We start from the raw sequence: 24,669 nt of genomic DNA on the forward strand, positions 1-24,669 counted from the left end.
GCACCCGACCTGGCGCTGCTGACCGACGGGCTGCGCGCCGAGCGCGAGCAGGGCATCACCATCGACGTGGCCTACCGCTACTTCGCCACCCCCCGGCGCCGGTTCATCCTCGCCGACACCCCCGGCCACGTGCAGTACACCCGCAACATGGTCACCGGCGCCTCCACCGCCGAACTCGCCGTCGTCCTGGTCGACGCCCGCAACGGCGTCGTCGAGCAGACCCGCCGCCACGCCGCCGTCGCCGCCCTCCTGCGCGTCCCGCACGTCGTCCTCGCCGTCAACAAGATGGACCTCGTCGACTACGCCGAGCCCGTCTTCGCCGCCATAGCCGAGGAATTCACCGCCTACGCCGCCTCCCTCGGCGTCCCCGAGATCACCGCCATCCCGATCTCCGCACTGGCCGGCGACAACGTCGTAGAACCCTCCGCCCACATGGACTGGTACGGCGGCCCCACCGTCCTGGAACACCTGGAAACCGTGCCGGTCAGCCACGACCTCACCGCCTGCCACGCACGCTTCCCGGTGCAGGTCGTGATCCGCCCGCAGACCGCCGAGCACCCCGACTACCGGGGGTACGCGGGCCAGATCGCCGCCGGGGTGTTCCGGGTCGGCGAACGCGTCTCCGTGCTGCCGTCCGGGCGCACCACCACGATCGAAGGGATCGACGCGCTCGGCGAGAGTGTCGACATCGCCTGGGCCCCGCAGTCGGTGACGATCCGGCTGGCCGACGACATCGACATCTCACGCGGCGACCTCATCGCCCCCACCGACGACGCCCCCACCACCACCCAGAACGTCGAAGCCACCGTCTGCCACGTCGCCGACCAGCCCCTCACCGTCGGCCAGCGCGTCCTGCTCAAGCACACCACCCGCACGGTCAAGGCCATCGTCAAGGACATCCCCTCACGCCTCACCCTCGACGACCTCTCCCAGCACCCGGCTCCCGGGCAACTGGTGGCCAACGACATCGGCCGGGTCGTCGTCCGTACCGCCGAGCCCCTCGCGCTCGACGCCTACGCGGACTCGCGGCGCACCGGGTCGTTCCTGCTGATCGACCCCGCCGACGGCACGACCCTGACCGCCGGCATGGCGGGCGCCTCGTTCGCCGCCGTCGACGACGGGGAGGCGGACGCGGACACCTCCGCCGAGGACGCGGAGTGGGACTTCTGATGATCACCGACTTCTTCTCGACCTTCGCGAAGGAGGGCGGCCGTGTCGGCAGCGGCGCCCTCGGCAGCGGCCAGGGCGGGGTCGGGCGATGTGCGTGATGACGTACGCGCACTGCCTGCGCGCCCGCTCGTACCACCCGCACCGCCAGTTCAGACGAAGACCTGCCGACCGCCCGGCCGCGCCACCTGATTCCAGGGGGACGTGAGCACCGGGCCAACGAGAGGAAAGCCTCCCGTGCGTGCCACCCGTACCACCCTCCGCCGCGGCCTCGCCGCCGCCGCCGCTCTGCCACTGCTCGCCGTGGCGGCCACCGCCTGCGGCTACGGTTCCGAGGCGAAGGACGACGACTCCGCGAAGTCGAACGTCTCCGCCGGCGGGAAGAAGCTCTCGGCGGACACCGTGAAGATCGGGTACTTCCCGAACCTCACGCACGCCACCGCCCTGGTCGGCATCCAGGAAGGCCTCATCGCCAAGGAGCTCGGCGGCACCACGGTCAAGCCATCGACGTTCAACGCGGGCCCCTCGGAGATCGAGGCGCTCAACGCGGGTTCGATCGACATCGGCTTCATCGGCCCCTCCCCCTCGATCAACGGTTACAGCAAGTCCAAGGGCCAGAGCCTGCGCATCATCGGCGGTTCGGCCTCCGGCGGTGTGAAGCTCGTCGTCGACCCGAAGAAGATCAAGACCCTGGACGACCTCAAGGGCAAGAAGATCGCCACCCCGCAGCTCGGCAACACCCAGGACGTGGCCTTCCTCAACTGGATCTCCGAGAAGGGCTGGAAGGTCGACGCCCAGAGCGGCAAGGGCGACGTCTCCGTGGTCCGTTCGGACAACAAGGTGACTCCGGACGCCTTCAAGGCCGGTTCCCTGGACGGCGCCTGGGTCCCGGAGCCGACCGCTTCGAAGCTGGTCGCCGAGGGCGGCAAGGTCCTCCTCGACGAGTCGACGCTGTGGCCGGACGACAAGTTCGTCATCACGAACATCATCGTGTCGCAGAAGTTCCTCTCCGAGCACCCGGACGTCGTGGACGCCGTGCTGCGCGGCACCGTGAACACCAACAAGTGGATCAATGCCAACCCGGACGAGGCGAAGGCGTCGGCCAACGCCGCGCTCGAGGAGCTGAGCGGCAAGGCGCTGCCCGCCGAGGTCCTCGACCCGGCCTGGGAGTCCATCGAGATCACCGACGACCCGCTGGCCGCCACGCTGCAGGCGCAGGCCGACCACGCGGTGTCGGCCGGTCTGCTGGAGAAGCCCGACCTCGCCGGCATCTACGACCTGAAGCCGCTGAACAAGATCCTCAAGGCCGCGGGCCGCCCCGAGGTCGCCGACGCCGGTCTCGGCGTCAAGTAGCCCACCCGACCGCACCAGGATTTCCTGATGACTCCCAGGAGGTGACGACCATGGCGACCACCACCCTCACCAAGGCCGAGGACCGTGCAGCGGTCGAGCACGCCGCTCGTATCACCCACGTCTCCAAGTCCTTCGCCGGACCCACGGGGCAGCAGCTCGTCCTGGACGACATCACGCTCGATGTCGCTCCGGGCGAGTTCGTCACCCTCCTGGGAGCCTCCGGGTGCGGTAAGTCCACCCTGCTCAACCTGGTCGCCGGACTCGACCGCCCGACCGCGGGGTCCATCGAGACCCCCGGCGGGCGGCCGGCTCTGATGTTCCAGGAGCACGCTCTCTTCCCGTGGCTGACCGCGGGCAAGAACATCGAACTCGCCCTGCGGCTGCGCGGGGTCCCGAAGTCCGAGCGCCGCCCCGAGGCGGAGCGGCTGCTCGAACTCGTACGCCTCGGCGGGGCGTACGGGAAGCGGGTGCACGAACTCTCGGGCGGGATGCGCCAGCGGGTCGCGATGGCCCGTGCGCTCGCCCAGGACAGCCAGCTGCTCCTGATGGACGAGCCGTTCGCCGCGCTCGACGCCATCACCCGTGACGTGCTGCACGACGAGCTGACCCGGATCTGGCGCGAGACGAACGCCTCCGTCCTCTTCGTCACCCACAACGTGCGCGAGGCGGTGCGGCTCGCGCAGCGCGTCATCCTGCTGTCGTCGCGGCCCGGCCGGATCGCCCGGGAGTGGAAGGTCGACATCGAGCAGCCTCGTCGCATCGAGGACACCGCCGTGGCGGAACTGTCCGTCGAGATCACCGAAGAACTGCGTGGGGAGATCCGCCGACATGGCCAGCACTGAAACGAAGGCCGACGACCTGGCAGGTCTCGAAGCCGGCCTGGACGCGCTCGACGCCGTACAGGTACGCAGGACGCCGGCCCGCGAGATCCTGCTCAACAAGGTGCTTCCGCCGGTCGTCGCGGTCGTCCTGGTGGTTCTCGTCTGGCAGCTGCTGGTCTGGGCGAAGGTCACCGACGACTACAAGCTGCCGCCGCCGGCGGCGGTGTGGGACAGCCTGACCGACATGTGGGTGCAGGGCACCCTGCTCGAGGTCATCTGGACCAGTGTGTCGCGGGGCCTGTTCGGCTTCGTGATGGCTGTGGCGATCGGCACCCCGCTGGGCATGCTGGTCGCCCGGGTGAAGGTCGTCCGGGCGGCGATCGGGCCGATCCTGTCCGGGCTGCAGTCCCTGCCGTCCGTGGCGTGGGTGGCCCCGGCCATCATCTGGCTCGGCCTCGACGACAAGACGATGTACGCGGTCATCCTGCTCGGTGCGGTCCCCTCCGTCGCCAACGGCCTGGTCTCCGGTGTCGACCAGGTGCCGCCGCTGTTCCTGCGGGCGGGCCGCACCATCGGCGCGACGGGGCTGCGCGGCACGATCCACATCGTCCTGCCGGCGGCGCTGCCCGGATATCTGGCGGGTCTGAAGCAGGGCTGGGCCTTCTCCTGGCGCTCGCTGATGGCCGCCGAGATCATCGCTTCCTCACCCGATCTGGGTCTGGGTCTGGGGCAGTTGCTGGAGAACGGCCGGAACAACTTCGACATGCCGGGGATCTTCCTGGCGATCCTCCTCATCCTGTTCGTCGGCATCGCGATCGACCTGCTGATCTTCAGCCCGCTGGAGCGGCGGGTGCTGCGCAGCCGCGGTCTCCTCGTCAAGAGCTGAGTACTCATGGCCTCCCCCGTCCTGCTCGTCATCGCCCACGGCAGCCGCGACCCGCGGCACGCGGCGACCGTCCACGCGCTCACCGCGCGGGTGCGGTCGCTGCGGCCCGGGCTGCGCGTGGAGACGGGATTCCTCGAGTTCAACGCCCCGTCCGTGCCCCAGGTGCTGGAGCGCGTGGCCGCGGAGGGGGCGGGTGAGGTCGTCGCGCTTCCCCTGCTGCTGACCCGGGCCTTCCATGCCAAGACGGACATCCCCTCCGTACTGCGTGAGGCCCGCGGCCGGCTTCCCCGCCTGCGGATCAGCCAGGCCGACGTCCTCGGCCCGTCCCCGTTGCTGAACGCGGCACTGGAACAGCGGCTGTACGAGGCCGGGCTGGCCCCCGGCGACAAGAGCTCGACGGGGCTGGTCCTGGCCTCGGCGGGTTCCTCCGACCCGGAGGCGATCGCAGTGATCGCTGAAATCGCGCGGGAGCTGCGGCACACCGGTTGGTGCGCCGTGCGGCCTGCGTTCGCCTCCGCTCACGTTGCCGAGGGCTGCCGCACCGCCGACGTCGTACGCGCTCTTCGGTCCGACGGCGTACGGCGGGTGGCGGTGGCTCCGTACGTCATCGCGCCCGGCCGCCTTCCCGACCGCATCGCCGGGGGCGCCGAGGAGGCGGGCGCCGATGTGCTGGCCGGTGTGCTCGGCCCCTCGCCGGAGCTGGCCCGGCTGCTTCTGACGCGCTACGACGAGGCACGCGTCCTCGCACCGGCGGCCCTGAGCGCCTGACGCACCGGCCGCTCGGGCTCACCGTCCCGGCGAAGGCCCGTACGCGTGGACCCGGGCCGGCGGCCCCGGCCCACGCGGCGTCAGGCCACCGTGCCGGCCACGCCGGTGCGGCCGTCCGGGACTCCGACGATCGTGACGATGATCTGTTCGCGGACGTCCTCGCCGAGTACGCCGGCCAGCGCGTCCGTCGTGGCGCGCACCAGCCGGGCGGGAGCGTCCGGGACCTCCGGCAGGTGATACGCGGCCTCGCGCATGCTGAGAGTGACGAGCGGCGCGTCGGTCTCGGAGGGGACGCCGCCGATACCCCGGCGGTGCTGCGGGACGCCGATCAGATCCACACCGACCAGCCGGCCGAACTCCTCGCCGTAGACGGCGGCCACCGCGTCCGTCAACGCGCTGATCAGCTTCGGTTCTACCGTCCCGTCGAGGGCTTCTTCGCGGATGTGCATGCTGAAGTGCGGCATGAGGAAGTCTCCGTTCGCGCAGGTGGGTACCATGAGGTGCATTCACTTTGGAAGCAAAGCGAAATAGCTTTGAGGGTAAAGATAAATGAGAAGGGGTGTGTGATGTCAACACCCGGGGCGCACAAGCCTTTCGAGGGTGACGAGACCGGCGAGAACGGCGTCGATGACGCCGTCAGGGCCCTGCTGCTGCTCATGCCCCGGATGGTCGGCCGGATCAAGAAGATCCCCCTGCCCGAGGCGTTGCGGTCCTTCTCACTGGCGCCTCGTCACCTCTCCCTGCTCTCCTACCTGCTCTTCGACGGCCCGATGACCGTGAACGAGCTGGCCGGCCGACTCGGGATCGCCCCGACGACGGCGAGCCTGCTGGTCGGTGACCTGAGCCGCCAGGGGATCCTGGAGCGGCGCGAGGACAAGGCTGACCGGCGGCGGCGGATCATCGGCATCGCAGCCGAACAGCAGGAAGCGATCGCCTCCTGGCTCGCCCCGGGAGCGGCCGCATGGCGCCAGGCACTGGCTCCCCTGACGCCCGGTCAACGGAAGATGTTCGTCGACACACTGCTCGCCTACGAGGCGGCGGTCGGCGGCGAGGAACAGGGCTGACCCGCAGGACAGGTGGCACGATCACCACGGAACGGCCACAGAGCCCGGCGCGGCCCGGCGCGGCCCGGCGCGATGCGGACCGTGGCACCGCGGGCGGGCGGGACGCGTCGACGTCAGCCGAGGTCCAGGCTGCCGGTCCGTTCGCGCTTGAGCTCGAAGAAGTCCGGGTGGCCCGCCAGCACACGGAAGCTGTCGAAGATCCTCGCCGCCTCCTCGCCGCGCGGGACGGAGTTGAGCACCGGCCCGAACCAGACGGTGCCGTCCACGTGGATCGTCGGGGTGCCGACGTAGGACCCTGCCGCCGGGTCCTTTCCCCGGTCGTGGCTCCGCCGCACGGCCTCGTCGTACGCGTCCGTGTGCGCGGCGTCCGCAAGGGCGGCGGGCAGGCCCAGTTCGGCGAGGGCCTGCCTGGTGACCTCGTCGAAGTCCTCGTTCTTCCCCTGGTGGATGCGGGTTCCCAGAGCGGTGTACAGGTCCCGGAGGACACCCGGCCCGTGGTCCGTGGCGGCGGCGACCGCGACGCGGACCGGGCCGATCGACTTGTCGACAAGCTCGCGGTACCAGCCGGGGAGCTCGTTGCCGGTGTTGTGCAGGTACAGGCTCATGACGTGGAAGCGGAGCTCGATGTCGCGCCGCTGCTCCACCTCCAGCATCCAGCGGGAGGCGATCCAGGCGAACGGGCAGGCGGGGTCGAAGTAGAAGTCGACGGCCGTCCGGCCCGTGCTCTCGTTCACGTCGGTGCTCATGCCGAGAGCCTAGGGAGACAGCGGCCCCGGGCCCTGGGCCATTGACCCGCCGTTCCACTGGGCCACCGGGTTCTCACACCGTGGCGGGCCACCGCGGGTCACGCCCGCTGAGTGCGAGCGCCCGCTCGAAGTCGGACGCCGCCCCGGACGCGCGCGCCTCCCCGGCGAAGCCCTCGTACCGGCGGTAGAGAGCGGCGTAGCCCTCGACGGTCTCCAGGAGGAAGGCGGCCGCCGGGCCGGAGAGACGGAACTCCTGCCCGGTGGCCCGTGCGACGTCCCAGCCGTGCAGCGCCGTCTCCATGACGAGCATCGCGGCGGTCTCCGCCGCCGGCGAGGAACCGTTCCCGGTGTCGATCTCCCCCTCCCACACCGCCGGGTCCGACCATGCGGAAACCGCACGCTCGAGCTGGGCGGCGTACCGCTCGGCCCAGTCCGCGTCGGCCACGAAGTCACGGCCGGTCAGCTCGTCGGGGATGGGCGTCCGCCTGGCACGGCACTCCAGGCCGTGGCCGGTGTAGAGCACCCAGTGGTTGATCAGTTCCCGCAGGTCCCAGCCCTGGCAGACGGTCGGGGCGGTGACCGGCGGCGGGACGTCCACGCCCCGGGCGACCCTGGCGGCCTCGGTGGCGCATTCGTCCATGTGCGTGTACGCGTTCTTCATGCCCCCATCCTGCGGGCCGCCCGGGCGACCGGTCTTGAAGAAACGCGACAGCCGTCCGCCGGCGGCCGGGGCGGGACGGGCGGACACGGCGACGGGCCGCGCTCGGTGAGCGCGGCCCGCGGGGCGGGTGGTGCGAGACGGTCCTAGAAGACGCTGACGCCGTAGGCGCTCAGCGCTTCGGTGACCGGCTGGAAGAACGTGGTGCCGCCCGAGGAGCAGTTACCGCTGCCACCCGAGGTGAGGCCCAGTGCCGTGGTGCCGGAGAAGAGCGAGCCGCCGCTGTCGCCGGGCTCGGCGCAGACGTTGGTCTGGATCATGCCGTAGACGATGTCACCGCTGCCGTAGTTCACGGTGGCGTTGAGGCCGGTGACGGTACCGCTGTGGACCCCGGTGGTGGAGCCGCTGCGCTTGACGGCCTGCCCGACGCGAGGGGTGGCGGCCGAGGTGATGTCCTGGTAGCTGCCGTTGTAGAGGTAGACCCGGCCGTCCGCGGCGGCGGAGTTCGAGTGCCGGATGAGCCCGTAGTCGTTGGTCGGGAAGCTGGAACCGGCCCGCGTGCCGAGCGTGGTGGTCTGGCCGGAGTTGGTGTACCAGGTGCTGCCTATCTCGGTGCAGTGCCCGGCGGTCAGCGCGTAGTACGTGCTGCCGCTGCGGACGTTGAAGCCGAGGGAACAACGGCCGCCGCCGGCGTAGATGGCCTGGCCGCCCGCGATGAGCTTGTTGAAGGTGCCCTCGGTGCGGTTGATGTCGGCCTTGGCACCGGAGTCGGTGACCGACTTCTTGATGGTCGCGATCTCGGCGGCGCTGACCGTGCTGTCGACGGTGACGACGACCTTGCCGGTGCTCGCCTCGGTGTACCAGGCGGTGCCCGCGATGTCGGCGCCGCGTACGGCGGAACTGGCCTCGGCCAGTTCCGCCTTCGTCACGGTGGTGTCGGGTGCGGCCTGGGCGACCGCGGTGGGGGCCGCAAGCGCGACGGCGGTGACCAGACCTGAGGTCGCCGCGATGAGGCGGGCGCGTCTGGAGATCGAGCCGAGGGGGGCGAAGCGCTTGAAGGTCACAGGATCCTCCGTCGATGGGGGGTGTTCGGACCGCTGGGTGGGCGGCCCGCGCCGTGCGACTGTCCTCGACCGCGGGTTCTGGTCGTGGACCTGCCAACCGCACGGCTCGAATCCTTGACTCCACTTGGTCCGGTGACAAGGTCGGCTTCCGGACCACGGCGCAGAGCGGACCTCTCGCTCCGGAATGCGTACGGCCGGCCTCCGAACACCGGCGTCCGCTCATCGAACGGACGCCGATGGCGAATTGCAGCAAAGCCGCGAACACGGGTGCGACGAGCGCACTTCTCCCCCGGCATCGCGTTCACACACAGGCCGGCCGCCCGGGACGGTCTCGCACGAGCGGCGCGGCGCCCCGGAGCGGGCTCGGGCAGGCACCGACCGTTCGGGCGGCTTACCAGCGTTTTGCCCAAGGTTCGCGGTGGCCGGAATCAGCCCTTCCAGCGATAACCGGCCTGTCGCCGGGCACAGATCAGACCGGGGCCGCACTCTTGCGGCGCCGGTCCGGGTGTGCTGCGCGGGGAGGAGGAAAGGAGGCCGTGCAGGCCCCTCAGACCTCGGCGAAGGGATCGTCGATGAAGGGCGTGGCCTGGTGGAAGTAGAGCCTCCAGCCGCTCCCGGTCAGCCGCCACAGCGAACTGCGGTGCGAACGCAGCCCTCTGGACTCGGTGTCGAAGGTCAGATGCACCAGGTCCGACGCGAGCTGGTCGCCGCGCATCCGTGACGCGGTGAGCGGCCCGGGGTGCGGGGCGTCCGGTGCGGTGAGAGCGGCGATGATCGTCCTGCGCTCCCACAGCCTGCCGCTGGTGCCGATCTCCCGGAAGTCGGGATGCAGGAGTGCGGCCAGCACGTCCGCGGAGCTCCGCACCACGGGATCGAGGAGGCGGAGTTCGCCCTCGATCGCTGCTGCCACGGCGGGCGAAGGCTCAGTCACGCGTCATCTCCACAAGTTTGACCACGGTGTTCCAGTTACGGCTCGTCGCGACGAGGCCGCGGGTGAGTGCCGGCCGTCCGAGCGCGACGGCCAGCTTGGAGCGGCCGAGCCCTTCGGGCGCGTACAGATAGAGGGCACGCTCTCCGAGCCGGAACTCCTCGGGACGGAAGGCGGCGGCGTCGAGCGCGGCGAAGCGGGCGGCGTCGACGGGCTGGTCGAAGTAGGTGACGTGCAGCTGCTTGGCTTCCAGCTCGGCGGCGGGAAACGGGCAGGCCTCGGCCACCGCGGCGAGATAGCCGGCCGAGCGGACGAGGCAGTCGACGGGGAAGCCGAAGCGGGCCTCGATCGCGCGTTCCAGTTCGGCCGCCAGGGAGCTCTCGTCACCCGACGCGCTGCTGAACACGGCGTTCCCGCTCTGCAGGTAGGTGGCGACGTCCTCGTGGCCCAGTTCGCCGAGCACCTCGCGGAGCTCCGGCATCGGGACCCGCCGTCGGCCGCTGACGTTGACCCCGCGCAGCAGCGCCGCGTACATCGTGCTCATGGTCACCACCCTAGAGGGTGCCGGCCGCACCAGGGTGCCGGCCCACGTGGCGACCGCCGCGCCCCGTGGGGGAGGGCGCGGCGGTCAGGTGACGTTACCGGGCGAGCTACTCGACGATCTTCAGGAGCTTGTTCGCAGTGCCTTCGGTCGCGTTGGAGATGGCGTCCGGGGTGGCGCCCCCGGTGAGCGCCGTGGCGACCTCCTCCGGGGTGGCGTCCGGGTGGCCTCCGAGGTAGACGGCGGCGGCGCCGACCACGTGCGGGGTCGCCATGGACGTACCGGAGATGGTGTTCGTGCCGTCGTCGCTGTCGTTCCAGGCCGACGTGATGTCCGAACCCGGGGCGTAGATGTCCACGACCGAGCCGAAGTTGGAGAACGAGGACTGCTCGTCGTCCACAGTGGACGAGGCGACCGTGATGGCCTCGGGGACACGGGAGGGGGAGCCCTCGCCCGCGTCGCTCGACTCGTTGCCCGCGGCCACGGCGAAGGTCACGCCGGAGGCGATGGCCTTCTGCACGGCGGCGTCGAGCGCCGGGTCGGCGCCGCCGCCGAGGCTCATGTTGGCGACGGACGGGCCCTCGTGGTTGGCGGTCACCCAGTCGATCCCGGCGACGACCTGCTCGGTGGTGCCCGAGCCCGCGTCGTCCAGGACGCGGACGGCCACGATCTTCGCCTTCTTGGCCACACCGTGGGCGGCTCCCGCGATGGTCCCGGCCACGTGGGTGCCGTGACCGTTGCCGTCGTCGGCGTCGTCGTCGTTGTCCACAGCGTCGAAGCCCGAAGTGGCCCGGCCCTCGAAGTCGTTGTGGGTGACGCGGACCCCGGTGTCGATGACGTACGCCGTGACGTCGCCGCCGGCGGCGTCCGGGTAGGTGTACGCGCTGTCGCCCTCGGTCCCCGCCTGGTCGATGCGGTCCAGGCCCCAGGACGGCGGGTTGTCCTGGGTGGCGTCGATGTGGAACTTCTTGTTCTGGACGACCTTGGAGACGGCGGGGTCGGCGGCGAGCCGCTTCGCCTCAGTCTCCGAAAGCCCGCTGGCCGAGAAGCCGTTGATGGCCGACTTGTAGTTCCGCTCGATCGTGCCGCCGTACTGCTCGGCCAGATCGGCCTTGTCGGCCTTCTGGTCCAGCATCACGATGTAGCTGCCGGAGACGGCCGTGGCCGCGTCCGCGCCGTAGACGACGCCCGTCGCGGGGGCCGGTGCGGCTCCGGCGAACGGGGTGGCGAGCAGGGTGACACCGGCCCCCGCCGCCACTGCGGTTATCGCGGCGGTGAGCTTGACCGAACGTGTGCGCTTGTGAATTGCCATGAAGAGGGGTCTCCTCGTCATTCTTTGTGGGGGGATTGGCCCTCGGCCGGAAATTCTCCGGGGGCTGCCTCGAAACCCTGCTCGATTGACGCGCCCAGATCAAGACCTTCATGCAGCCGTCACGCAGTCGGCAAACTTCCGTCACAGCAAATCGCCGCAATTCACCCGAGTCGCGGCCTCTACGCGGGCCACACCTGCCCATTAGGGCGAACGCACTTTCCCGCACGGGTGAACTCGGCACGGACAAATGACGGCCGCTTCATTCGATGCGGGGGAACACCGCAACGGAATGGCATGTTTCGTTTGTGCAGATCGCTGACGAGAACTCACCCCATGTCCCGCCCGACGGCACATGGCGGACCGCTCGAACGACGAACCAGGACGACGGAGCTCCGAGCACGAGGTGCACCGCCACCCTGTCTCCCGACTCCTTGACGGCGAACCTGCCCGCGCAGTCGCAACACGGCCGCCTCGCCGACGTCGCGGTCGTCGGCCTCGGTTACGTGGGACTGCCCACCGCGCTCTCCCTGTTCGCCGCCGGCCGCACCGTGGTCGGCGTGGACACGAGCGAAGCCCGGCTGGCGGACATCCGTGAGGTGCGGGTGGACCTGCTGCCCGCCCAGCAGGTCCGGCTGGCGGAGGCCCTGCGCGCCCCGGGCTTCCGGCTGACGGCCGACCCCGCGGCGGCCCTGGAGGCGGACGCGGTGATCATCTGCGTCCCGACCCCGGTCGACGAACGGCTCGCACCCGATCTCCGCGCCCTGAAGGCCGCCTGTGCCGCGGCGGTCGCCCACGCGGTGCCGGGGCAGCTCCTGGTCCTCACCTCGACCAGTTATGTCGGCACCACGCGCGAACTCCTCGTCGAGCCTCTCGTGGCCCGGGGACTGATTCCCGGTACCGACGTCTTCGTCGCGTTCGCCCCCGAGCGGATCGACCCGGGGAATGCCGCCCACGCCCCCGACCGGACGCCCCGCGTCATCGGCGGCGTCACGGACCGGTGCGCCGAGCTGGCCGCGTCGCTGCTGGCCGGTACCGCGCCGTCGGTCCACCGGGTGGACAGCCCGGAGGCGGCGGAGATGAGCAAGCTGTGGGAGAACACCTTCCGGGCCGTCAACATCGCGCTGGCCAACGAACTCGCCGAGAACTGCCTGGAGTTCGGTCTTGAGCCCCGGCACGTCATCGAGGCGGCGGCCACCAAGCCCTACGGTTTCATGCCCTTCTACCCCGGCCCCGGCGTGGGAGGGCACTGCATCCCCTGCGACCCGCACTACCTGCTGTGGCAGTTGCGCGCGAGGAACGTCCCGTCCCCGCTGGTCGGCGTCGCGATGACGGCGATCGCGGAGCGCCCCGCCCTGGTCGCCGCGAAGGCCCGGCAAGCCCTCGCCGCCCGGGGACTGGGCACCGCCGGGGCCCGGGTGCTGATCCTGGGCATCGCCTACAAGCCCGGGGTGGCGGATCTGCGCGAGAGCCCCGCGCTGGAGATCATGGACCTGCTCACGGCCTGGGGCGCCACCGTCGAGTACGCCGACCCGCTGGTGCCGCGCCTGGAGCGGCACGGAGTGGTACGCCACAGTGTCGGCGTCCCCGGCGCGACGGAGTGGGATCTCGTCCTCGTGCACACCCTGCATCCCGGGGTGGACGTGAGCTGGCCGGCGGACAGCCCGGTCGTCCTCGACGTCACCCGCCGGCCGGCCGGCGCGACGGCCGGGGCCGCCGTATGACCCCGGGCTCCCCGCCGGCACCGGCACCGAACCGTACGACGACCCGGCGGGCTCTGCTCACCGCGGCCGTCGCCGCGCCGGTCGCCGGGCTGGCCGCAGCCCTCGCCTCGGACGCGCCCGGTCCGGCGACGGCCGGCCGGCCCGGTGACGGCAAGGCATCCGGCGGCTCGTCCTCCCCCGATCCGGGAGCGCAGGCCGGTCCGGAGGCCGCGGAGCAGCCGAAGGGCTCCTTCCACGCGTTCTTTCCCTCGGAGGGTCTGGTCACCAACGAATACGCCTACCGAAACCCGGGAGCGGACGACGCCCGTCTCTCGCACGACTGGTCCGTCACCAGCGGATCACTCTTCTCACGGTGGGGCTTCGGATGGACAGGCGAACCGGACGGCGACGCGCCGGGCCCCGACTCGGGCCTGCACACCGGCTCGTCCGTCTTCCGGCTGGTCACCCGTCGCCGGGACTTCGGTGACACCTCCGTGCGGTGCTGGGTGTTCCTGAAGCCGCCGGGCGCCACCGGGCGCACTCCCGCACGCGACTGGGACGGCGCGCACCTCTGGCTCCGCTACCACAGCGCGCAGGAGCTGTACGCCCTCAGCTTCCGCCGTCGTGACGGCAAGGCCGTCCTCAAGCGCAAGTACCCCGCGCCCGGCCGCCCCGTGGACGAGGAGGGGGTGTACACCACGCTCGCGACCCGCGAACACGCCATGGAGTACGGCCGCTGGCACCAGGTCGCCGCCACGGTGAGCGGCTGCGGGACGCACCGGGTGCGGATCACGCTGGCCCTCGACGGGCGGACGGTGCTGGAGGCGGAGGACCGGGCGCCGGGCAGGCTGGCCGAGCCGGGTGGGCTCGGACTGCGGGGCGACAACACCGACATGGCCTTCTTCGGCTTCACGGCGGCGGGGGCCGGTGACGGCCGGCGGTGCACCGGCGCTCCTCCGGATGCCTCCCGCCCGGGGTGGCCCTGGCAGGAGAGCCCCTGGCCGGAGGTGGGGCGCGGGTGAGTACGCTGCACCGCCCGGCGGCCGGGCCGGCCCAGGCCCCCGCACCCGCATCCGCACCCGGCAGCGCCGGGGCACCGGGACGCCGGGGCGCACGCACCGGCCCCGCGCGCAGCCACGGGGTGCGCCGGCTGCTCGTCCTGCTCTGCCTGATGCCGCTCCTGATCCTCCTGGCGTCCCAGGCCGCGCGCCTGCTGCCCCGTATGAGCCTGCCGGTCTGCTACGGACTGATCGTGCTCGCCGGCACGATCGTGACGCTGTACATCGCCTACAGCCGTTACGAGGATCCCGCCGAGGGCGAACTGCGGGTGCGCCCGGGTCCGGGTGAGGACTTCCCGCCGCTGTCCCCGGACCCCGGCGTCACCTTCCTGCTCGCGGTGAAGGACGAGGTGGACGGCATCGAGGCGTGCGTACGCTCCATGGCCGCCTCCGACTGCCCGGGGGTACGGATCGTCGTGGTGGACGACCACTCCCAGGACGGGACCGGCGACGTGCTGCGCCGGCTGAGTCAGGAGCTGGGCATCACCGTCATCCACCTGGACGCCAATGTCGGCAAGAAGCACGCGCTGGTGAGGGCCTGCGAGCTCGCCGACACCGAGATCATCGCCTTCACCGACTCGGACTGCGTCCTCGCCCCCGACGCGCTGCGGCGTTGCGTACGCGCCCTGGTCGCCCACCCCGAGCTGGGAGCGGTGAGCGGCCACTGCCGGGCGCTCAACACGGAGTCGAGTTTGCTGGCCCGTGTCCAGGACGTCTGGTACGAGGGCCAGTTCAGGGTCGCGAAGGCGGCGGAGGCGTCCTTCGGTTCGGTCTCCTGCGTCTCGGGTCCCCTGGCCGTCTTCCGCCGGGACGCCGTCTACAACTACCTTCCGGCCTGGGCGGACGACCGCTTCATGGGTGCCCCGTTCCGCTTCGCCACGGACCGCCAGCTGACCGGGTACGTGCTCGGTCAGGCATGGAGGGGCGCGGCGCTCAAGCGCCGGTACGCCGGCTCCCCCTTCGTCGAGGAGGACTTCGCGGAGCGCCGGTGGCGGGTCGGGTACGTACGCTCCGCGAAGGTGTGGACCGATGTGCCCGCCCGGCTCCGGCCCCTCCTGCGTCAGCAGATCCGATGGAAGAAGAGCTTCATCCGGAACCTCTTCTTCACGGGCTCGTTCATGTGGCGCCGGGGCCTCGGGCCCGCCGCGCTCTACTACGGGCACGCGCTGTGGGTGCTCGCGGCTCCGGTGATGGCGTTCCGGCACCTGCTCTGGGCACCGGTGCACGGGGCGCTCTTCCTGACGCTCCTGTACTTCTGCGGGGTGGTGCTCAAGGGCTGCGTCTGGGGTCTCGCGTACAAGATCGACCACCCGGGGGACACGCGGTGGCGGTACCGGCCGCTCATGAGCCTGTTCTCCTCGGTGCTCCTCGCCTGGCTGCTGCCCTACTCCCTGCTCACCGTGCGGCGCGGCGTGTGGTCCAGGGGTGCGGCATGAGAAGACTGGCCCGTCCGGCGCTCCGGGCCCTGGCCGCGCTGCTCAGCACGGCGGCGGTCGCCGCCGTGTACCTCCTCGTGCTCTCCCGGGGGACTCTTCCGTGACCCGCTCCGCACCCGCCCGGGCACTGCTCGGGCTGCTGGCCCTGACCCTGGTCTGCGTCCCCTTCTACGGTGCGTGGCGGTTCCACGAGTTCCGCAGGACGGTGACCGCGCAGGAGGCACCGCCCCGCCCGGCGCCAGGGGCGGCGGCCTCGCGGGAGCGGGCCACGGCCGGGCCGCGCACGCGTGGGGCGGGGCCCGTCGTGCTGGCGTACCACGACATCGGGCGCGGCAGCTCCAGTCCTTACACGGTGACCCCCGAGGCCTTCGAAGCCCAGCTCGCCGCCCTCGCGGAGGCCGGCTACCGCACCCTGAGCAGCGCGGAGTTCGTCGCGTACCTCCGGGGCGGGAAGGCACCCGGACCGCGCTCGGTGTTCCTGACCTTCGACGACGGCACGCACGGGCTGTGGGTGCACGCCGACCGCATCCTCGCCAAGTACCGGATGCGGGCCGCCGCCTTCCTCATCACGCGTGCGGTGGGGAGCCATCGTCCGTACTACCTCTCCTGGAACGAGATCGGCCGGATGGCCCGGTCGGGCCGCTGGGACTTCCAGAACCACACGCACGACCTGCACCGGCGGGGGACCGTGGACGTGGACGGCCACACGTCCTCCGTCCTCACCTCCCGCGTGTGGCTGCCCGGGGAGAGGCGGCGGGAGACCGAGGCGGAGTACCGGAAGCGGGTCGAGGAGGACCTTGACCGCGCGAACGCCGACATCACCCGCCACGGACTGCCCGCACCCCGGCTCTTCGCCTACCCGTTCTCCGAGGCGAGCGGCGAAGGCTCGGAGCTGCCCACGAACCCGACGCTGCGGGCTGCGCTGGAAGCGCGGTTCGCCGCAGCACTGACCAACAGCTCCGACCGCCCGCTGCCGGCAGGCCGCCGGGCGGCGGCGGCGCGCGAGGTGCAGCGGCTGGAGGTCACCGCACGGACCGGTGTCCGGGATCTGCTGGCCGGTGTCGAGCGCTGGACCGCCGTCTCCCCGGACGCGTGCCCGGCCCCGCTCACCCGGCCTGCGCTGTGGCGGCGCAACGACCGTTCGGGCGCCACCGGTCTGGGAGCGCTCACCGGCGCGGACCCTCGTCCGGACCGTGCGGAGTACGCCGCCGCCTCGTACCGGCCGACCAGCACCGCCGACTGGTCCGCCTACGCCGTGGACGCCCGGGTGGGCCGGCTGCGGGAGTCGAAGAACAACGTCGGCCTGATCGTGCGCGAAGGAAGTCTCGACCCGCTGGCGGTCGCGCTCAGCTTCAGTTACGTCCGCCTGATGGAGCGCCGGGACGGCCGCTGGCACGAGGTCGGCCGCCGCAAGCTCAGGAACGCCGCCGAGCACCGTGTCACGGTCACCGTGGACGGCGACCTGACCGTGGTCGTCGTCGACGGCACGGTGCAGATCAAACGTCACGGTGGGCGGGTGACCGGCGGCGACGCGTCCGGCGGTTTCGCCATCAGTGTGCGCAACGGCGATCCGGACGGCGTCCGGCCGCGCTTCACCTCCCTCACGGTGAGACCGTCCACCGGCGGCCCCGGCGCAGAGAAGGCCTCGCGGCACGGCTGACGACAGCGATACTCAGCCAGGCAGTCCGGCCTCGCGGCACGACTTGACGACAGCGATACTCAGCCAGGCAGTCCGGCCTCGCGGCACGACTTGACGACAGCGATACTCAGCCAGGCAGTCCGGCCTCGTGGCACGGCTGGCGACAGCGGTGCTCAGCCGGGCAGTTCGGCCTCGACGAGGTCGGCCGCCCGCAGGGTGCCGCCCTCGCCCGCCATGCGCTCCTGGATCCGCGCCAGCTTCGCGGCGACCTCGGGATCGTCCACCAGCGAGAGGACGGCGGCGCGCAGGGAAGCCGCGTCGGCGTTCTCCTTGGGCAGATGCCGGGCTACACCGAGTGCCTGGAGCATGTCCGCGTTGCCGAACTGGTCGACGGCCTGCGGGACGGCGACCATCGGGGTTCCGGTGGCCAGCCCTTCCTGGCTCCCGCCGGCGCCCGCGTGGGTGATGAACGCATCCGCCTGCTTGAGCACGGACAGCTGCGGAACCCAGGAGCGGACCTCGACGTTCGGCGGTACGTCGCCCAGTGCGGCAGGGTCCACGTGCGCGCCGATCTGGAGCACCATGTGCCAGTCCGGCAGGCCTCCGAAGGCCTCGACGCACGCGCGGTAGAAGTCGGGTTCGTCGGTGTAGGCCGATCCGAGGGATACCAGCAGGACCTTTTCGGCCTCGGCCGGCCGCTTCCACTCCCCCTGGTCGGCCCGCTCGCCCTGGCAGGCTCCGACGAAGGTGAACCTGGAGTGGTCCACGCGGTCCGCGTTCGGCTGGAGCGCCTCGGGGATCAGGACGAGGCCGCGGCGCGGCCGGGCCACGAAGTCGTCCACGGACAGGTCGCCGAGACCGTGCCCGGCGAGCCAGTCGGTGAACCGCGCGAAGTACGCACGGCCCTGGGCGGTCTTCCTCAGCTCGGCGTTCATGGGCTCCCCGACCTCTTCCGCGTAGCCCTCCCAGGGGACCAGGTTGGGCCAGAGCTGGACGGCGGGGACGCCCCAACGGTGGGCGAGGACACGGGCCGGGTAGGCGGTGATGTCGTGCAGGACGAGGTCCGGCTCGTCCCCTTCGAAGGCCGCGGCGAGCTGCGGGAGGGCCTGGACGGCGTCGTCGAGGAACGGCTCGATGTAGTCGATGGGCTCGCTGCCCCACTCCTCCGGCTCGGTGGGCAGGGTGGACGTGTAGATCACCGGCTCCGCGCCGGTGGCGGCGACCTTCTCGGCGAAGGAGGCCGGGATGGCGTAGCTGACACGGTGCCCACGGGCGACGAGTTCCCGGATCACTTCGAGACTCGGGTTCACGTGTCCGTGGGCGGCGATGGAGAACATGGCGATGTGTGAGGGCGCGGTCGGCGTCATGTCCGCTACCGTAAACGAGACGAGACGTCTCGTCCAGTTGGGTGGAGGTCCGGATCAGCGCTGATAGCGGGCCAGCACCCGGTTACCGTCCTCGACCAGGCGTTTCTTCAGCTCCTTCGTGTCGATCGCCCCGCTGTAGTACTCCTGGAGCGCGGGCGTGGCGACCTTGTCCTTCCATTCGGGGTAGCCGCGCACCGACTGCGCGGGCGCCGGGCGCAGGGCGCGGGCGAGCGCCGCGCCCGTGGCCCAGCCGTTCTCGGTGGTGTGCAGCGCCGGGTCGGCCAGAGCCTCTGTCCCCGTGGGCAGCATCCAGTCGCCCTTGGCGAGGCGCACCATGTTGGCCGGCCGCAGGAGGAAGTCGATGAACTGCGCGGCCTCCTCCTTGTGCGGACTGTCCTCGGCCACCGAGAGGGTCTGGGGGCTGACTCCCTGGGCGAGCCCTCCGTCACCCGCCGGGGTGGGCAGGACCGTCCAGTCGAATCCCTTCGGAGCCTGCTCGACGACCTGCTGGCGGTAGGAGAAGCCCAGGGGGACCATGGCGTACTTGCCGCCGAAGAAGCCGGGGAGGGTGTCGGAACCACCCATGCCGAGCGCCGTACGGGCCGCGCTCCCCTCTGAGTTCACCTGGTCCCTGACCGTTCGCGGCATGACCTGGTCGTCCTCGCCGAAGCGGACGACCGCCTTGCCGTCCGCTCCCCGGTGGAAGACCTGCCCGCCGGCGGAGAGGCCCAGGTTGAGGGTGACGGAGACGGGCTCCTTGAGCGGCCAGGCGACCCCGTACGCCCCCTTCTTCGTCAGCTTCTCGGTGACCTGCCGGAACTCGGCCCAGCTCCACGGCTTCGCGGGCGTCGGCATCCGGACGCCGGAGGACTCGAGGATCTTCGTGTTGGCGATCAGCACCTTGGGTTCCTGGAGGAACGGCACTCCGTAGACCCCGTCGCCGAAGGTGGCCGTCGACCACGACTGCTGCGGGATGTCCTTCTTCAGCCGGTCCGGCAGCAGGGTCCGCAGGTCGGCGAGGTAGCCGCCGTAGGCGAAGTCCGCGAGGTCGTCGGAGGCGTCGTGGATGATGTCGGGCGCCTCACCGCCCTCGAACGCGGTGAGCAGCTGGTCGTGGACGTTGTCCCAGCTCCCCTGGACGTAGTCCACCTGGATGCCGGGGTGCGCGGCGTTCCACTCGCGCACGAGCTCCTTGTTGGCGTCCACGGACTCCTTCTGCCAGGCCAGTGACTGGAAGCTGAGCCGGACGGTGCCGTCCTCGGTGTCCCGCCCGCCGCCTCCCGAGCAGCCGGCCAGCAGGAGCGTGAGCGCGGTGATCACCGCTGTCGTGACGGCGTACGGACGTCGCATCAGTGCTTCACCGCCCCGGCCGTCAGACCACCCGTGATCCGCTTCTGGATGACCGCGAAGAGGACGAGCGAGGGGAGGGTGGCGAGGAAGGCGGCGGCGGCGAGCGGGCCGAGGTCGGCCACACCCTCGGCCCCGAGGAAATGGGTCAGTACGACCGGCAAGGTCTGCTTCTCCGGTGTCTTGAGCAGGACGAGTGCGAAGAAGAACTCGTTCCATGCGGTGATGAACGCGAAGAGCCCCGTGGCGACGATCCCGGGGGCCAGCAGCGGGGCGACGACCGACACGATGATCCGCCCCTTCCCGGCCCCGTCGACGGCCGCGGCCTCTTCCAGTTCGGGGGGCACCGCCCGTACGTAACCGGCCAGCATCCAGAGCGCGAAGGGCAGCGACCACACGACGTAGACCAGGATCAGCCCCCAGAGCGAGTTGATCAGGTGCAGGTTCTTGAGCACCAGGAAGAGCGGAATGATCACCAGGACGAAGGGGAACGCCTGGCTGATCACGACCCAGCCGGTGGCCGCCGTGGACAGCCTGTTCCGGTGACGCGCCATCACATAGGCCATGGGTGTGGCGATGACGACGGCGATCAGGGCGGCGCAGAGCGCGGCGGTGAGCGAGTTGGCCGCCGCGCGGAGCAGGGGCTGCTCGTCGAAGGCCTGCCGGAAGTTGTCCAGCGTCGGGTTCTCGGGGATCCAGGTGGGGTGCAGGGAGCCCAGTTCACGGGCCGGCTTGAAGGCGGTGGAGATCAGCCAGAGGAAGGGGAACGCCAGGAAGACCAGATAGCACACGAGCGCGGCGTACTGCCCGGCGCGCGCGGTCCTGCCGGTACGAAGACTCATGTGTCGTCGCCTCCCCTGAGCCGGCCGACGAGGAAGAGCGCGAGGAGCACCGAGATCACGGCGACCATCACGCAGCCCATCGCCGCGGCGTAGCCGAACTGCCCGTAGCGGAAGGCCTCCTCGTAGGCGAAGAGCATGGGCAGCCGGGTGCGGCCGCCGGGACCGCCGCTGGTCAGGACGTAGACCAGGGCGAAGGAGTTGAAGTTCCAGATGAAGTTCAGGGCGCTGATGGCGAGTGCCACGGGCCTGATGGCGGGCCAGGTGACCGTGCGGAAGCGGCGCCACGCCCCGGCCCCGTCCAGGGCCGCCGCCTCGTGGAGTTCGTGCGGGGTGTTCTGCAGCCCGGCCAGCAGGGCCACCGTGGTCTGCGGCATGCCGGCCCAGATCCCGACGAGGATCACGGCGGGCAGCGCCGTGGCGAGTCCGGTCAGCCAGTCCCGGCCGTCACCGAGTCCGAGGTCGCGGATGGTCTCGTTGAGGATGCCCGCGTCGGGGTTGTAGACCAGCCGCCACATGATGCCGACGACGACCTCGGGCATGGCCCAGGGGATGATCGCCAGCGCCCTGGCCAGCCAGCGCATCCGGAGGTTCGCGTTGAGCAGCAGGGCGAGCCCGAGGGCGAGGACGAACTGGGGGACGGTGACACCGACCGCCCACAGCAGACCGATCCGGAAGGAGTCCCAGAAGAGCGTGTCGTGCAGCAGGTCCTGGAAGTTGAGTGTGCCGATCCACTGGGTGGACCGGGTGCGCCCGGACTGCGCGTCGGTGAAGGCCAGCGCGATGCCGTAGAGCAGCGGGCCGACGCTCAGGATCAGGATCGGGAGCAGGGCGGGCAGCACCAGGAACCATGTGGCGCCGTCCCGTCGGCGGCCCCCGCCCCGTCCGCCCGGTGGGGCCTTGCGCCCGGACCGCGTCATCGCGGTCGCCAGTGTCATGAATTCGACCCCTTTGCCTCTTCGGATCGGTTTCATACCTGTATGGCCGCCGGGGCGGTCCCCGTCATCGTGCTGACGGGCCGACGGTTCGTCAAGGTGGCCTGCGATCCCGGTGGCCGGTTGGAGTTGTGACGGGTGGCGGAGGCGGGCCGGGCGGGACGACCGGCGCGAAGATGCCTCGACCTCACCGGATCGGCGGTGCGGGCCACCCGCCGGTGGCACCATCTGTGAGATGCCCCCTTCCCTTCGGATCGGCCCGTACACCGTCATCGCGCTCACCGACGGCGAGGGCCCCTTCTTCGCCCCCAGGTCCGAGGCGTTCCCCGACGCCACCGCCGAGCAGTGGGCGGCGGCCGACCGGTTCGATCCCGGCGCGCTCGACGCCGAAGGGCGATGGCGGCTCCGGTTCCGTGCGTTCGCCATCCGCGGTGAACAGGGAGTGACGCTGGTCGACGCGGGGATCGGCCCGGCAGGCAGCCCGGCGGCCTCGTGGGCTCCCGTGCCCGGAGCGCTCCCGGCTTCGCTGGCCGCCGCGGGCATCGAACCGTCCGACGTGGACACCGTGGTGCTCACGCACCTCCATACCGACCATGTGGGCTGGGCCGTGGTCGGCGGCGCGCAGGCACGGCCGTTCTTCCCGAACGCCGCATACCTGTTGCAGCAGGCCGAACTCGACGCGATCGATGTGGTCAACCCGCAGCTGCGGTCCGCAGTGATCGACCCGCTCCGGGAGTGCGGTCAGCTGCGGCTGCTCGACGGCGACACCCCGCTCCGCAGCGGCGAGCGCGTCGTCTCCACGCCCGGTCACACACCCGGGCACCAGAGCGTGCTCGTCGGCTCCGGGCACGAAACGGTCGCCGTCACCGGCGATCTCCTGGTGCACGCGATCCAGCTGCTCCACCCCGAGCTCGCCTACGCCCACGAGATGGATCTCGCTCAGGCGAGGTCGTCGAGGGAGCAGGTGCTGGGCGGCCGGGACGCGGGCACCCTCCACCTCGCCACACCGCACCTGACCGAGCCGTTCATCACCCGGTGACCTTCCGGTGAGGTGGCGCCGCCTGGCCTTTCAGCAAGGTGGCGCCGCCTGACCTTTCAGCAAGGTGGCGCCGCCTGACCTTCCGGCGAGGTGGCGCCGCCTGACCTTCCGGCGAGATGGCGCCGCTGTGCCGGCACCGCGTCCGCTCTGCCGTCCGCTGTCCGGTACCCGGGCCGCCCGGGGTGCCGGAACCCGGCGACGGACCGTCGCCCGTCCACCGGCCGAAGGGGGTGGCCTGCGTCGGGGCGGGCCTGCGGGGATGAGAAAATCCGGCCATGGACGACATGCGTGCCCGCGAGGTACTGACGGCCGCCGGGCTGCCCGGCGGAGCGGAGCTCATCGCTCTGGGCGAGAACGCGGTGTTCGCCGTCGGTGACCTGGTGGTCAAGGTCGGCCGGGACGCCACGGACCACCCCGAACTGCGGGAGCGGGCCGCGCGCGAGGTGGCCGTCGCCCGGTGGCTCGCCGCCTCGGGCGTGCCCGCCGTACGGGCCGCGGAGGCGGAGGCCCGTCTCGTGGAGGGCCACCCGGTGACCCTGTGGCACCGGCTGCCCGACGCCGTGCGCCCGCCCGAGCCCCGCGATCTGGCCCCGCTGCTCACCCGGGTGCACGCGCTGGCCGCCCCGACGGACTTCACCCTGCCCCGGCGTGAGCTGCTGGGCGGTGTCGAGCGCTGGCTGCGGCTCGCGGGCGACGCCATCGATCCGGCCGACGCCGACTACCTGCGCGGCCGGCGCGACGGCTTCGCCAAGGCCGCCGCCGCTCTCGCCCCCCACCTGCCGCCGGGCCCCGTCCACGGCGACGCACTCCCCCGCAACGTCCATGTCGGCCCGGACGGACCGGTCCTGGTGGATCTGGAGACCTTCTCCGCCGACCTGCGCGAGCACGACCTGGTGGTCCTCGCCCTCTCCCGCGACCGGTACGGCCTGCCGGCCGAGTCCTACGACGCGTTCACCGAGGCGTACGGATGGGACGTACGCGCCTGGGAGGGCTGCGCGGTGCTGCGGGGCGCCCGCGAGACGGCGAGCTGCGCCTGGGTCTCCCAGCACGCCCCGGCGAACCCCAAGGCCCTGGCCGAATTCCGCCGCAGGGTGGCGTCCCTGCGCGAGGACGACCCCGAGGTGCGCTGGTACCCCTTCTGACGGGGGCCCGCCGACGGGGCGCCGAGGCCGGCGTCCGGAGTGCGGTGCCCGCGCCCGCCCACGGGCCGGCCGGCTGTCAGCCGGCGTAGGGGATGACGGGCCAGGCCGGCTCGACGGTCGCCTTCGGGTCGGACGTACGCCGGAGGTACTGCTGGAGCGACGCGGCCTGCTCCGCGGCCGCCCGCACCTGCAGGTTGTGCACGTCCGTCGGCGCCAACGCGCCTATGACCGCGTGCTTGACCCCCATGGTCCGCGCCGCCCGTGCCGCCGCCACCGCGTCCGCGACGGCGTTGTGGGCGTTGTCGAGCGGCACGCCGTAGTACTCGCAGAGAGCCCGGAGGTTCCGTGATCCCTTCCTGTACCGGTCCACGTGCTTGTCCAGGACCAAGGGGTCGATGACGGGCGACGTCTCGCCACGCAGCCGCCTGGCCAACGGCTCGATCCCGTAGCGCCTGCACTCGCGGTCGAGGAGGGAGAGGTCGTACCGCGCGTTCATCACCACGAGCGGGATGCCCGAGTTCAGGGTCTCGGCGAGGGCCGAGGTGATCTCCTCGATCGCGGGAGCCGCCTGCGCACCGTGCTCACGGGCGTGTTCCGTGGATATGCCGTGTATGGCGGAAGCCTGCCGGGGGATGGCCACCCCTGGATCGAGCAGCCATGTCCGGGGTTCGGGCTGCCGCCCGTCCGGATCCACGGTGACGACCGCCGCCGTGACGATGCGGTCGGTCTCGACGTCGGTCCCCGTGGTCTCCAGGTCGAAGCCGACCAGGCGCTCCTGGTGCCAGCTCATCCCGTACCTCCTCCTGTGGTGCTCTCCCCCAAGTGATGACCACCTTCGCACGCACCACTGACAACACGG

General features: G+C 71.5%; 23 protein-coding genes and 1 pseudogene. 12 read left to right on the forward strand and 12 right to left on the reverse strand.

Annotated features, from left to right (window positions below; genetic code table 11):
- From ACFYQ6_RS13885 to ACFYQ6_RS13905, 5 genes are all read left to right on the forward strand, one after another.
- Nucleotides 1–1,170, forward strand: a 1,170-nt coding sequence (locus tag ACFYQ6_RS13885) for a sulfate adenylyltransferase subunit 1 (protein WP_388763038.1), incomplete at its 5' end; no start/stop codon positions are given.
- A 234-nt stretch (nt 1,171–1,404) separates the two neighbouring features.
- Nucleotides 1,405–2,520 carry an aliphatic sulfonate ABC transporter substrate-binding protein gene (locus tag ACFYQ6_RS13890; RefSeq protein ID WP_388763040.1) on the forward strand — a complete coding sequence of 372 codons (1,116 nt, stop codon included), beginning with the start codon at nt 1,405–1,407 and terminating at the stop codon, nt 2,518–2,520.
- A 50-nt stretch (nt 2,521–2,570) separates the two neighbouring features.
- Nucleotides 2,571–3,362 carry an ABC transporter ATP-binding protein gene (locus ACFYQ6_RS13895; RefSeq protein ID WP_361584006.1) on the forward strand — a complete coding sequence of 264 codons (792 nt, stop codon included), beginning with the start codon at nt 2,571–2,573 and terminating at the stop codon, nt 3,360–3,362.
- The gene (locus ACFYQ6_RS13900; RefSeq protein ID WP_356746095.1) at nt 3,349–4,227 is read left to right on the forward strand and encodes an ABC transporter permease; all 879 of its coding nucleotides are present in this window, start codon (nt 3,349–3,351) and stop codon (nt 4,225–4,227) included. The genes ACFYQ6_RS13895 and ACFYQ6_RS13900 overlap by 14 nt, the downstream gene beginning before the upstream one ends.
- Before the next feature lie 6 nt (nt 4,228–4,233).
- The gene (locus tag ACFYQ6_RS13905; protein ID WP_388763042.1) at nt 4,234–4,995 is read left to right on the forward strand and encodes a sirohydrochlorin chelatase; all 762 of its coding nucleotides are present in this window, start codon (nt 4,234–4,236) and stop codon (nt 4,993–4,995) included.
- Nucleotides 4,996–5,075: 80 nt separating this feature from the next.
- Here the strand turns inward: ACFYQ6_RS13905 and ACFYQ6_RS13910 are convergent, their stop codons facing one another.
- On the reverse strand, nt 5,076–5,459 hold the full coding sequence (locus ACFYQ6_RS13910; protein WP_361583999.1) for a hypothetical protein: 384 nt from the start codon (nt 5,457–5,459) through the stop codon (nt 5,076–5,078).
- A 102-nt stretch (nt 5,460–5,561) separates the two neighbouring features.
- Between ACFYQ6_RS13910 and ACFYQ6_RS13915 the strand changes: the two genes are divergently transcribed.
- Nucleotides 5,562–6,059 carry a MarR family winged helix-turn-helix transcriptional regulator gene (locus ACFYQ6_RS13915; RefSeq protein ID WP_361583997.1) on the forward strand — a complete coding sequence of 166 codons (498 nt, stop codon included), beginning with the start codon at nt 5,562–5,564 and terminating at the stop codon, nt 6,057–6,059.
- Between the two features lie 113 nt (nt 6,060–6,172).
- Here ACFYQ6_RS13915 and ACFYQ6_RS13920 read toward each other — a convergent pair whose 3' ends face one another.
- From ACFYQ6_RS13920 to ACFYQ6_RS13945, 6 genes are all read right to left on the reverse strand, one after another.
- A complete protein-coding gene (locus ACFYQ6_RS13920) occupies nt 6,173–6,805 on the reverse strand; it encodes a DsbA family protein (protein ID WP_388763045.1) in 633 nt (210 codons plus the stop codon).
- Nucleotides 6,806–6,878: 73 nt separating this feature from the next.
- Nucleotides 6,879–7,466 carry a TIGR03086 family metal-binding protein gene (locus ACFYQ6_RS13925; protein ID WP_361583991.1) on the reverse strand — a complete coding sequence of 196 codons (588 nt, stop codon included), beginning with the start codon at nt 7,464–7,466 and terminating at the stop codon, nt 6,879–6,881.
- 143 nt (nt 7,467–7,609) lie between these two features.
- On the reverse strand, nt 7,610–8,527 hold the full coding sequence (locus ACFYQ6_RS13930; RefSeq protein ID WP_361583989.1) for a S1 family peptidase: 918 nt from the start codon (nt 8,525–8,527) through the stop codon (nt 7,610–7,612).
- A gap of 547 nt (nt 8,528–9,074) precedes the next feature.
- Nucleotides 9,075–9,458, reverse strand: a complete 384-nt coding sequence (locus ACFYQ6_RS13935) for a nuclear transport factor 2 family protein (RefSeq protein WP_361583987.1) — start codon at nt 9,456–9,458, stop codon at nt 9,075–9,077.
- The gene (locus tag ACFYQ6_RS13940) at nt 9,451–9,999 is read right to left on the reverse strand and encodes a DUF1697 domain-containing protein (protein ID WP_356746089.1); all 549 of its coding nucleotides are present in this window, start codon (nt 9,997–9,999) and stop codon (nt 9,451–9,453) included. The genes ACFYQ6_RS13935 and ACFYQ6_RS13940 overlap by 8 nt, the downstream gene beginning before the upstream one ends.
- Nucleotides 10,000–10,105: 106 nt before the next feature.
- Nucleotides 10,106–11,308: a S8 family peptidase gene (locus ACFYQ6_RS13945; protein WP_361583982.1), complete on the reverse strand. Its 1,203-nt coding sequence runs from the start codon at nt 11,306–11,308 to the stop codon at nt 10,106–10,108.
- A 431-nt stretch (nt 11,309–11,739) separates the two neighbouring features.
- Here ACFYQ6_RS13945 and ACFYQ6_RS13950 point away from each other — a divergent pair, with 431 nt between their 5' ends.
- The 4 genes from ACFYQ6_RS13950 (at nt 11,740) to ACFYQ6_RS13965 (ending at nt 17,162) form a co-directional block, all read left to right on the forward strand.
- Nucleotides 11,740–13,029, forward strand: coding sequence for a nucleotide sugar dehydrogenase (locus tag ACFYQ6_RS13950; RefSeq protein ID WP_388763048.1), 1,290 nt, complete (start codon nt 11,740–11,742; stop codon nt 13,027–13,029).
- Nucleotides 13,026–14,030, forward strand: a complete 1,005-nt coding sequence (locus tag ACFYQ6_RS13955) for a hypothetical protein (RefSeq protein WP_388763050.1) — start codon at nt 13,026–13,028, stop codon at nt 14,028–14,030. Before ACFYQ6_RS13950 ends, ACFYQ6_RS13955 begins: the two co-directional genes overlap by 4 nt.
- Nucleotides 14,027–15,502 carry a glycosyltransferase gene (locus tag ACFYQ6_RS13960; RefSeq protein WP_388763052.1) on the forward strand — a complete coding sequence of 492 codons (1,476 nt, stop codon included), beginning with the start codon at nt 14,027–14,029 and terminating at the stop codon, nt 15,500–15,502. Before ACFYQ6_RS13955 ends, ACFYQ6_RS13960 begins: the two co-directional genes overlap by 4 nt.
- A 100-nt stretch (nt 15,503–15,602) precedes the next feature.
- Nucleotides 15,603–17,162 (forward strand): polysaccharide deacetylase family protein, encoded by a 1,560-nt coding sequence (locus ACFYQ6_RS13965; RefSeq protein WP_361583970.1) that lies wholly within the window; start codon nt 15,603–15,605, stop codon nt 17,160–17,162.
- Between the two features lie 152 nt (nt 17,163–17,314).
- Here ACFYQ6_RS13965 and mgt read toward each other — a convergent pair.
- The 4 genes and pseudogenes from mgt to ACFYQ6_RS13985 all read right to left on the reverse strand — a co-directional run bounded on the left by mgt (nt 17,315) and on the right by ACFYQ6_RS13985 (nt 21,632).
- A pseudogene (gene mgt, locus ACFYQ6_RS13970) lies at nt 17,315–18,563 on the reverse strand (macrolide-inactivating glycosyltransferase).
- Nucleotides 18,563–19,858 carry an extracellular solute-binding protein gene (locus tag ACFYQ6_RS13975; RefSeq protein ID WP_361583964.1) on the reverse strand — a complete coding sequence of 432 codons (1,296 nt, stop codon included), beginning with the start codon at nt 19,856–19,858 and terminating at the stop codon, nt 18,563–18,565. Before ACFYQ6_RS13975 ends, mgt begins: the two are co-directional and overlap by 1 nt.
- Nucleotides 19,858–20,697 (reverse strand): carbohydrate ABC transporter permease, encoded by an 840-nt coding sequence (locus ACFYQ6_RS13980; protein WP_361583961.1) that lies wholly within the window; start codon nt 20,695–20,697, stop codon nt 19,858–19,860. The genes ACFYQ6_RS13975 and ACFYQ6_RS13980 overlap by 1 nt, the downstream gene beginning before the upstream one ends.
- Nucleotides 20,694–21,632, reverse strand: a complete 939-nt coding sequence (locus ACFYQ6_RS13985; protein ID WP_361583959.1) for a sugar ABC transporter permease — start codon at nt 21,630–21,632, stop codon at nt 20,694–20,696. The genes ACFYQ6_RS13980 and ACFYQ6_RS13985 overlap by 4 nt, the downstream gene beginning before the upstream one ends.
- Before the next feature lie 232 nt (nt 21,633–21,864).
- On the opposite strand from ACFYQ6_RS13985, the gene ACFYQ6_RS13990 reads away from it, so the two are divergent.
- Both ACFYQ6_RS13990 and ACFYQ6_RS13995 read left to right on the forward strand, forming a co-directional pair.
- Complete coding sequence (locus ACFYQ6_RS13990; protein WP_361583956.1) at nt 21,865–22,668, forward strand: MBL fold metallo-hydrolase; 804 nt, start codon at nt 21,865–21,867, stop codon at nt 22,666–22,668.
- 275 nt (nt 22,669–22,943) lie between these two features.
- Complete coding sequence (locus ACFYQ6_RS13995) at nt 22,944–23,810, forward strand: aminoglycoside phosphotransferase family protein (RefSeq protein ID WP_361583953.1); 867 nt, start codon at nt 22,944–22,946, stop codon at nt 23,808–23,810.
- A gap of 76 nt (nt 23,811–23,886) precedes the next feature.
- Here the strand turns inward: ACFYQ6_RS13995 and ACFYQ6_RS14000 are convergent, their stop codons facing one another.
- Nucleotides 23,887–24,600: a 3'-5' exonuclease gene (locus ACFYQ6_RS14000; protein ID WP_388763055.1), complete on the reverse strand. Its 714-nt coding sequence runs from the start codon at nt 24,598–24,600 to the stop codon at nt 23,887–23,889.
- Nucleotides 24,601–24,669: the final 69 nt, after the last annotated feature.

Source organism: Streptomyces sp. NPDC005494 (genome assembly GCF_042872025.1).
Taxonomy (GTDB): Bacteria; Actinomycetota; Actinomycetes; order Streptomycetales; family Streptomycetaceae; genus Streptomyces.

Bases quoted from the DNA above. Each gene is read 5' to 3' on its own strand.
- ACFYQ6_RS13895 (WP_361584006.1), top strand. From the start codon at position 2,571: ATGGCGACCACCACCCTCACCAAGGCCGAGGACCGTGCAGCGGTCGAG.
- ACFYQ6_RS13900 (WP_356746095.1), top strand. From the start codon at position 3,349: ATGGCCAGCACTGAAACGAAGGCCGACGACCTGGCAGGTCTCGAAGCC.
- ACFYQ6_RS13905 (WP_388763042.1), top strand. From the start codon at position 4,234: ATGGCCTCCCCCGTCCTGCTCGTCATCGCCCACGGCAGCCGCGACCCG.
- ACFYQ6_RS13910 (WP_361583999.1), bottom strand. From the start codon at position 5,459: ATGCCGCACTTCAGCATGCACATCCGCGAAGAAGCCCTCGACGGGACG.
- ACFYQ6_RS13915 (WP_361583997.1), top strand. From the start codon at position 5,562: ATGTCAACACCCGGGGCGCACAAGCCTTTCGAGGGTGACGAGACCGGC.
- ACFYQ6_RS13920 (WP_388763045.1), bottom strand. From the start codon at position 6,805: ATGAGCACCGACGTGAACGAGAGCACGGGCCGGACGGCCGTCGACTTC.
- ACFYQ6_RS13925 (WP_361583991.1), bottom strand. From the start codon at position 7,466: ATGAAGAACGCGTACACGCACATGGACGAATGCGCCACCGAGGCCGCC.
- ACFYQ6_RS13940 (WP_356746089.1), bottom strand. From the start codon at position 9,999: ATGAGCACGATGTACGCGGCGCTGCTGCGCGGGGTCAACGTCAGCGGC.
- ACFYQ6_RS13945 (WP_361583982.1), bottom strand. From the start codon at position 11,308: ATGGCAATTCACAAGCGCACACGTTCGGTCAAGCTCACCGCCGCGATA.
- ACFYQ6_RS13955 (WP_388763050.1), top strand. From the start codon at position 13,026: ATGACCCCGGGCTCCCCGCCGGCACCGGCACCGAACCGTACGACGACC.
- ACFYQ6_RS13975 (WP_361583964.1), bottom strand. From the start codon at position 19,858: ATGCGACGTCCGTACGCCGTCACGACAGCGGTGATCACCGCGCTCACG.
- ACFYQ6_RS13980 (WP_361583961.1), bottom strand. From the start codon at position 20,697: ATGAGTCTTCGTACCGGCAGGACCGCGCGCGCCGGGCAGTACGCCGCG.
- ACFYQ6_RS13985 (WP_361583959.1), bottom strand. From the start codon at position 21,632: ATGACACTGGCGACCGCGATGACGCGGTCCGGGCGCAAGGCCCCACCG.
- ACFYQ6_RS13990 (WP_361583956.1), top strand. From the start codon at position 21,865: ATGCCCCCTTCCCTTCGGATCGGCCCGTACACCGTCATCGCGCTCACC.
- ACFYQ6_RS13995 (WP_361583953.1), top strand. From the start codon at position 22,944: ATGGACGACATGCGTGCCCGCGAGGTACTGACGGCCGCCGGGCTGCCC.
- ACFYQ6_RS14000 (WP_388763055.1), bottom strand. From the start codon at position 24,600: ATGAGCTGGCACCAGGAGCGCCTGGTCGGCTTCGACCTGGAGACCACG.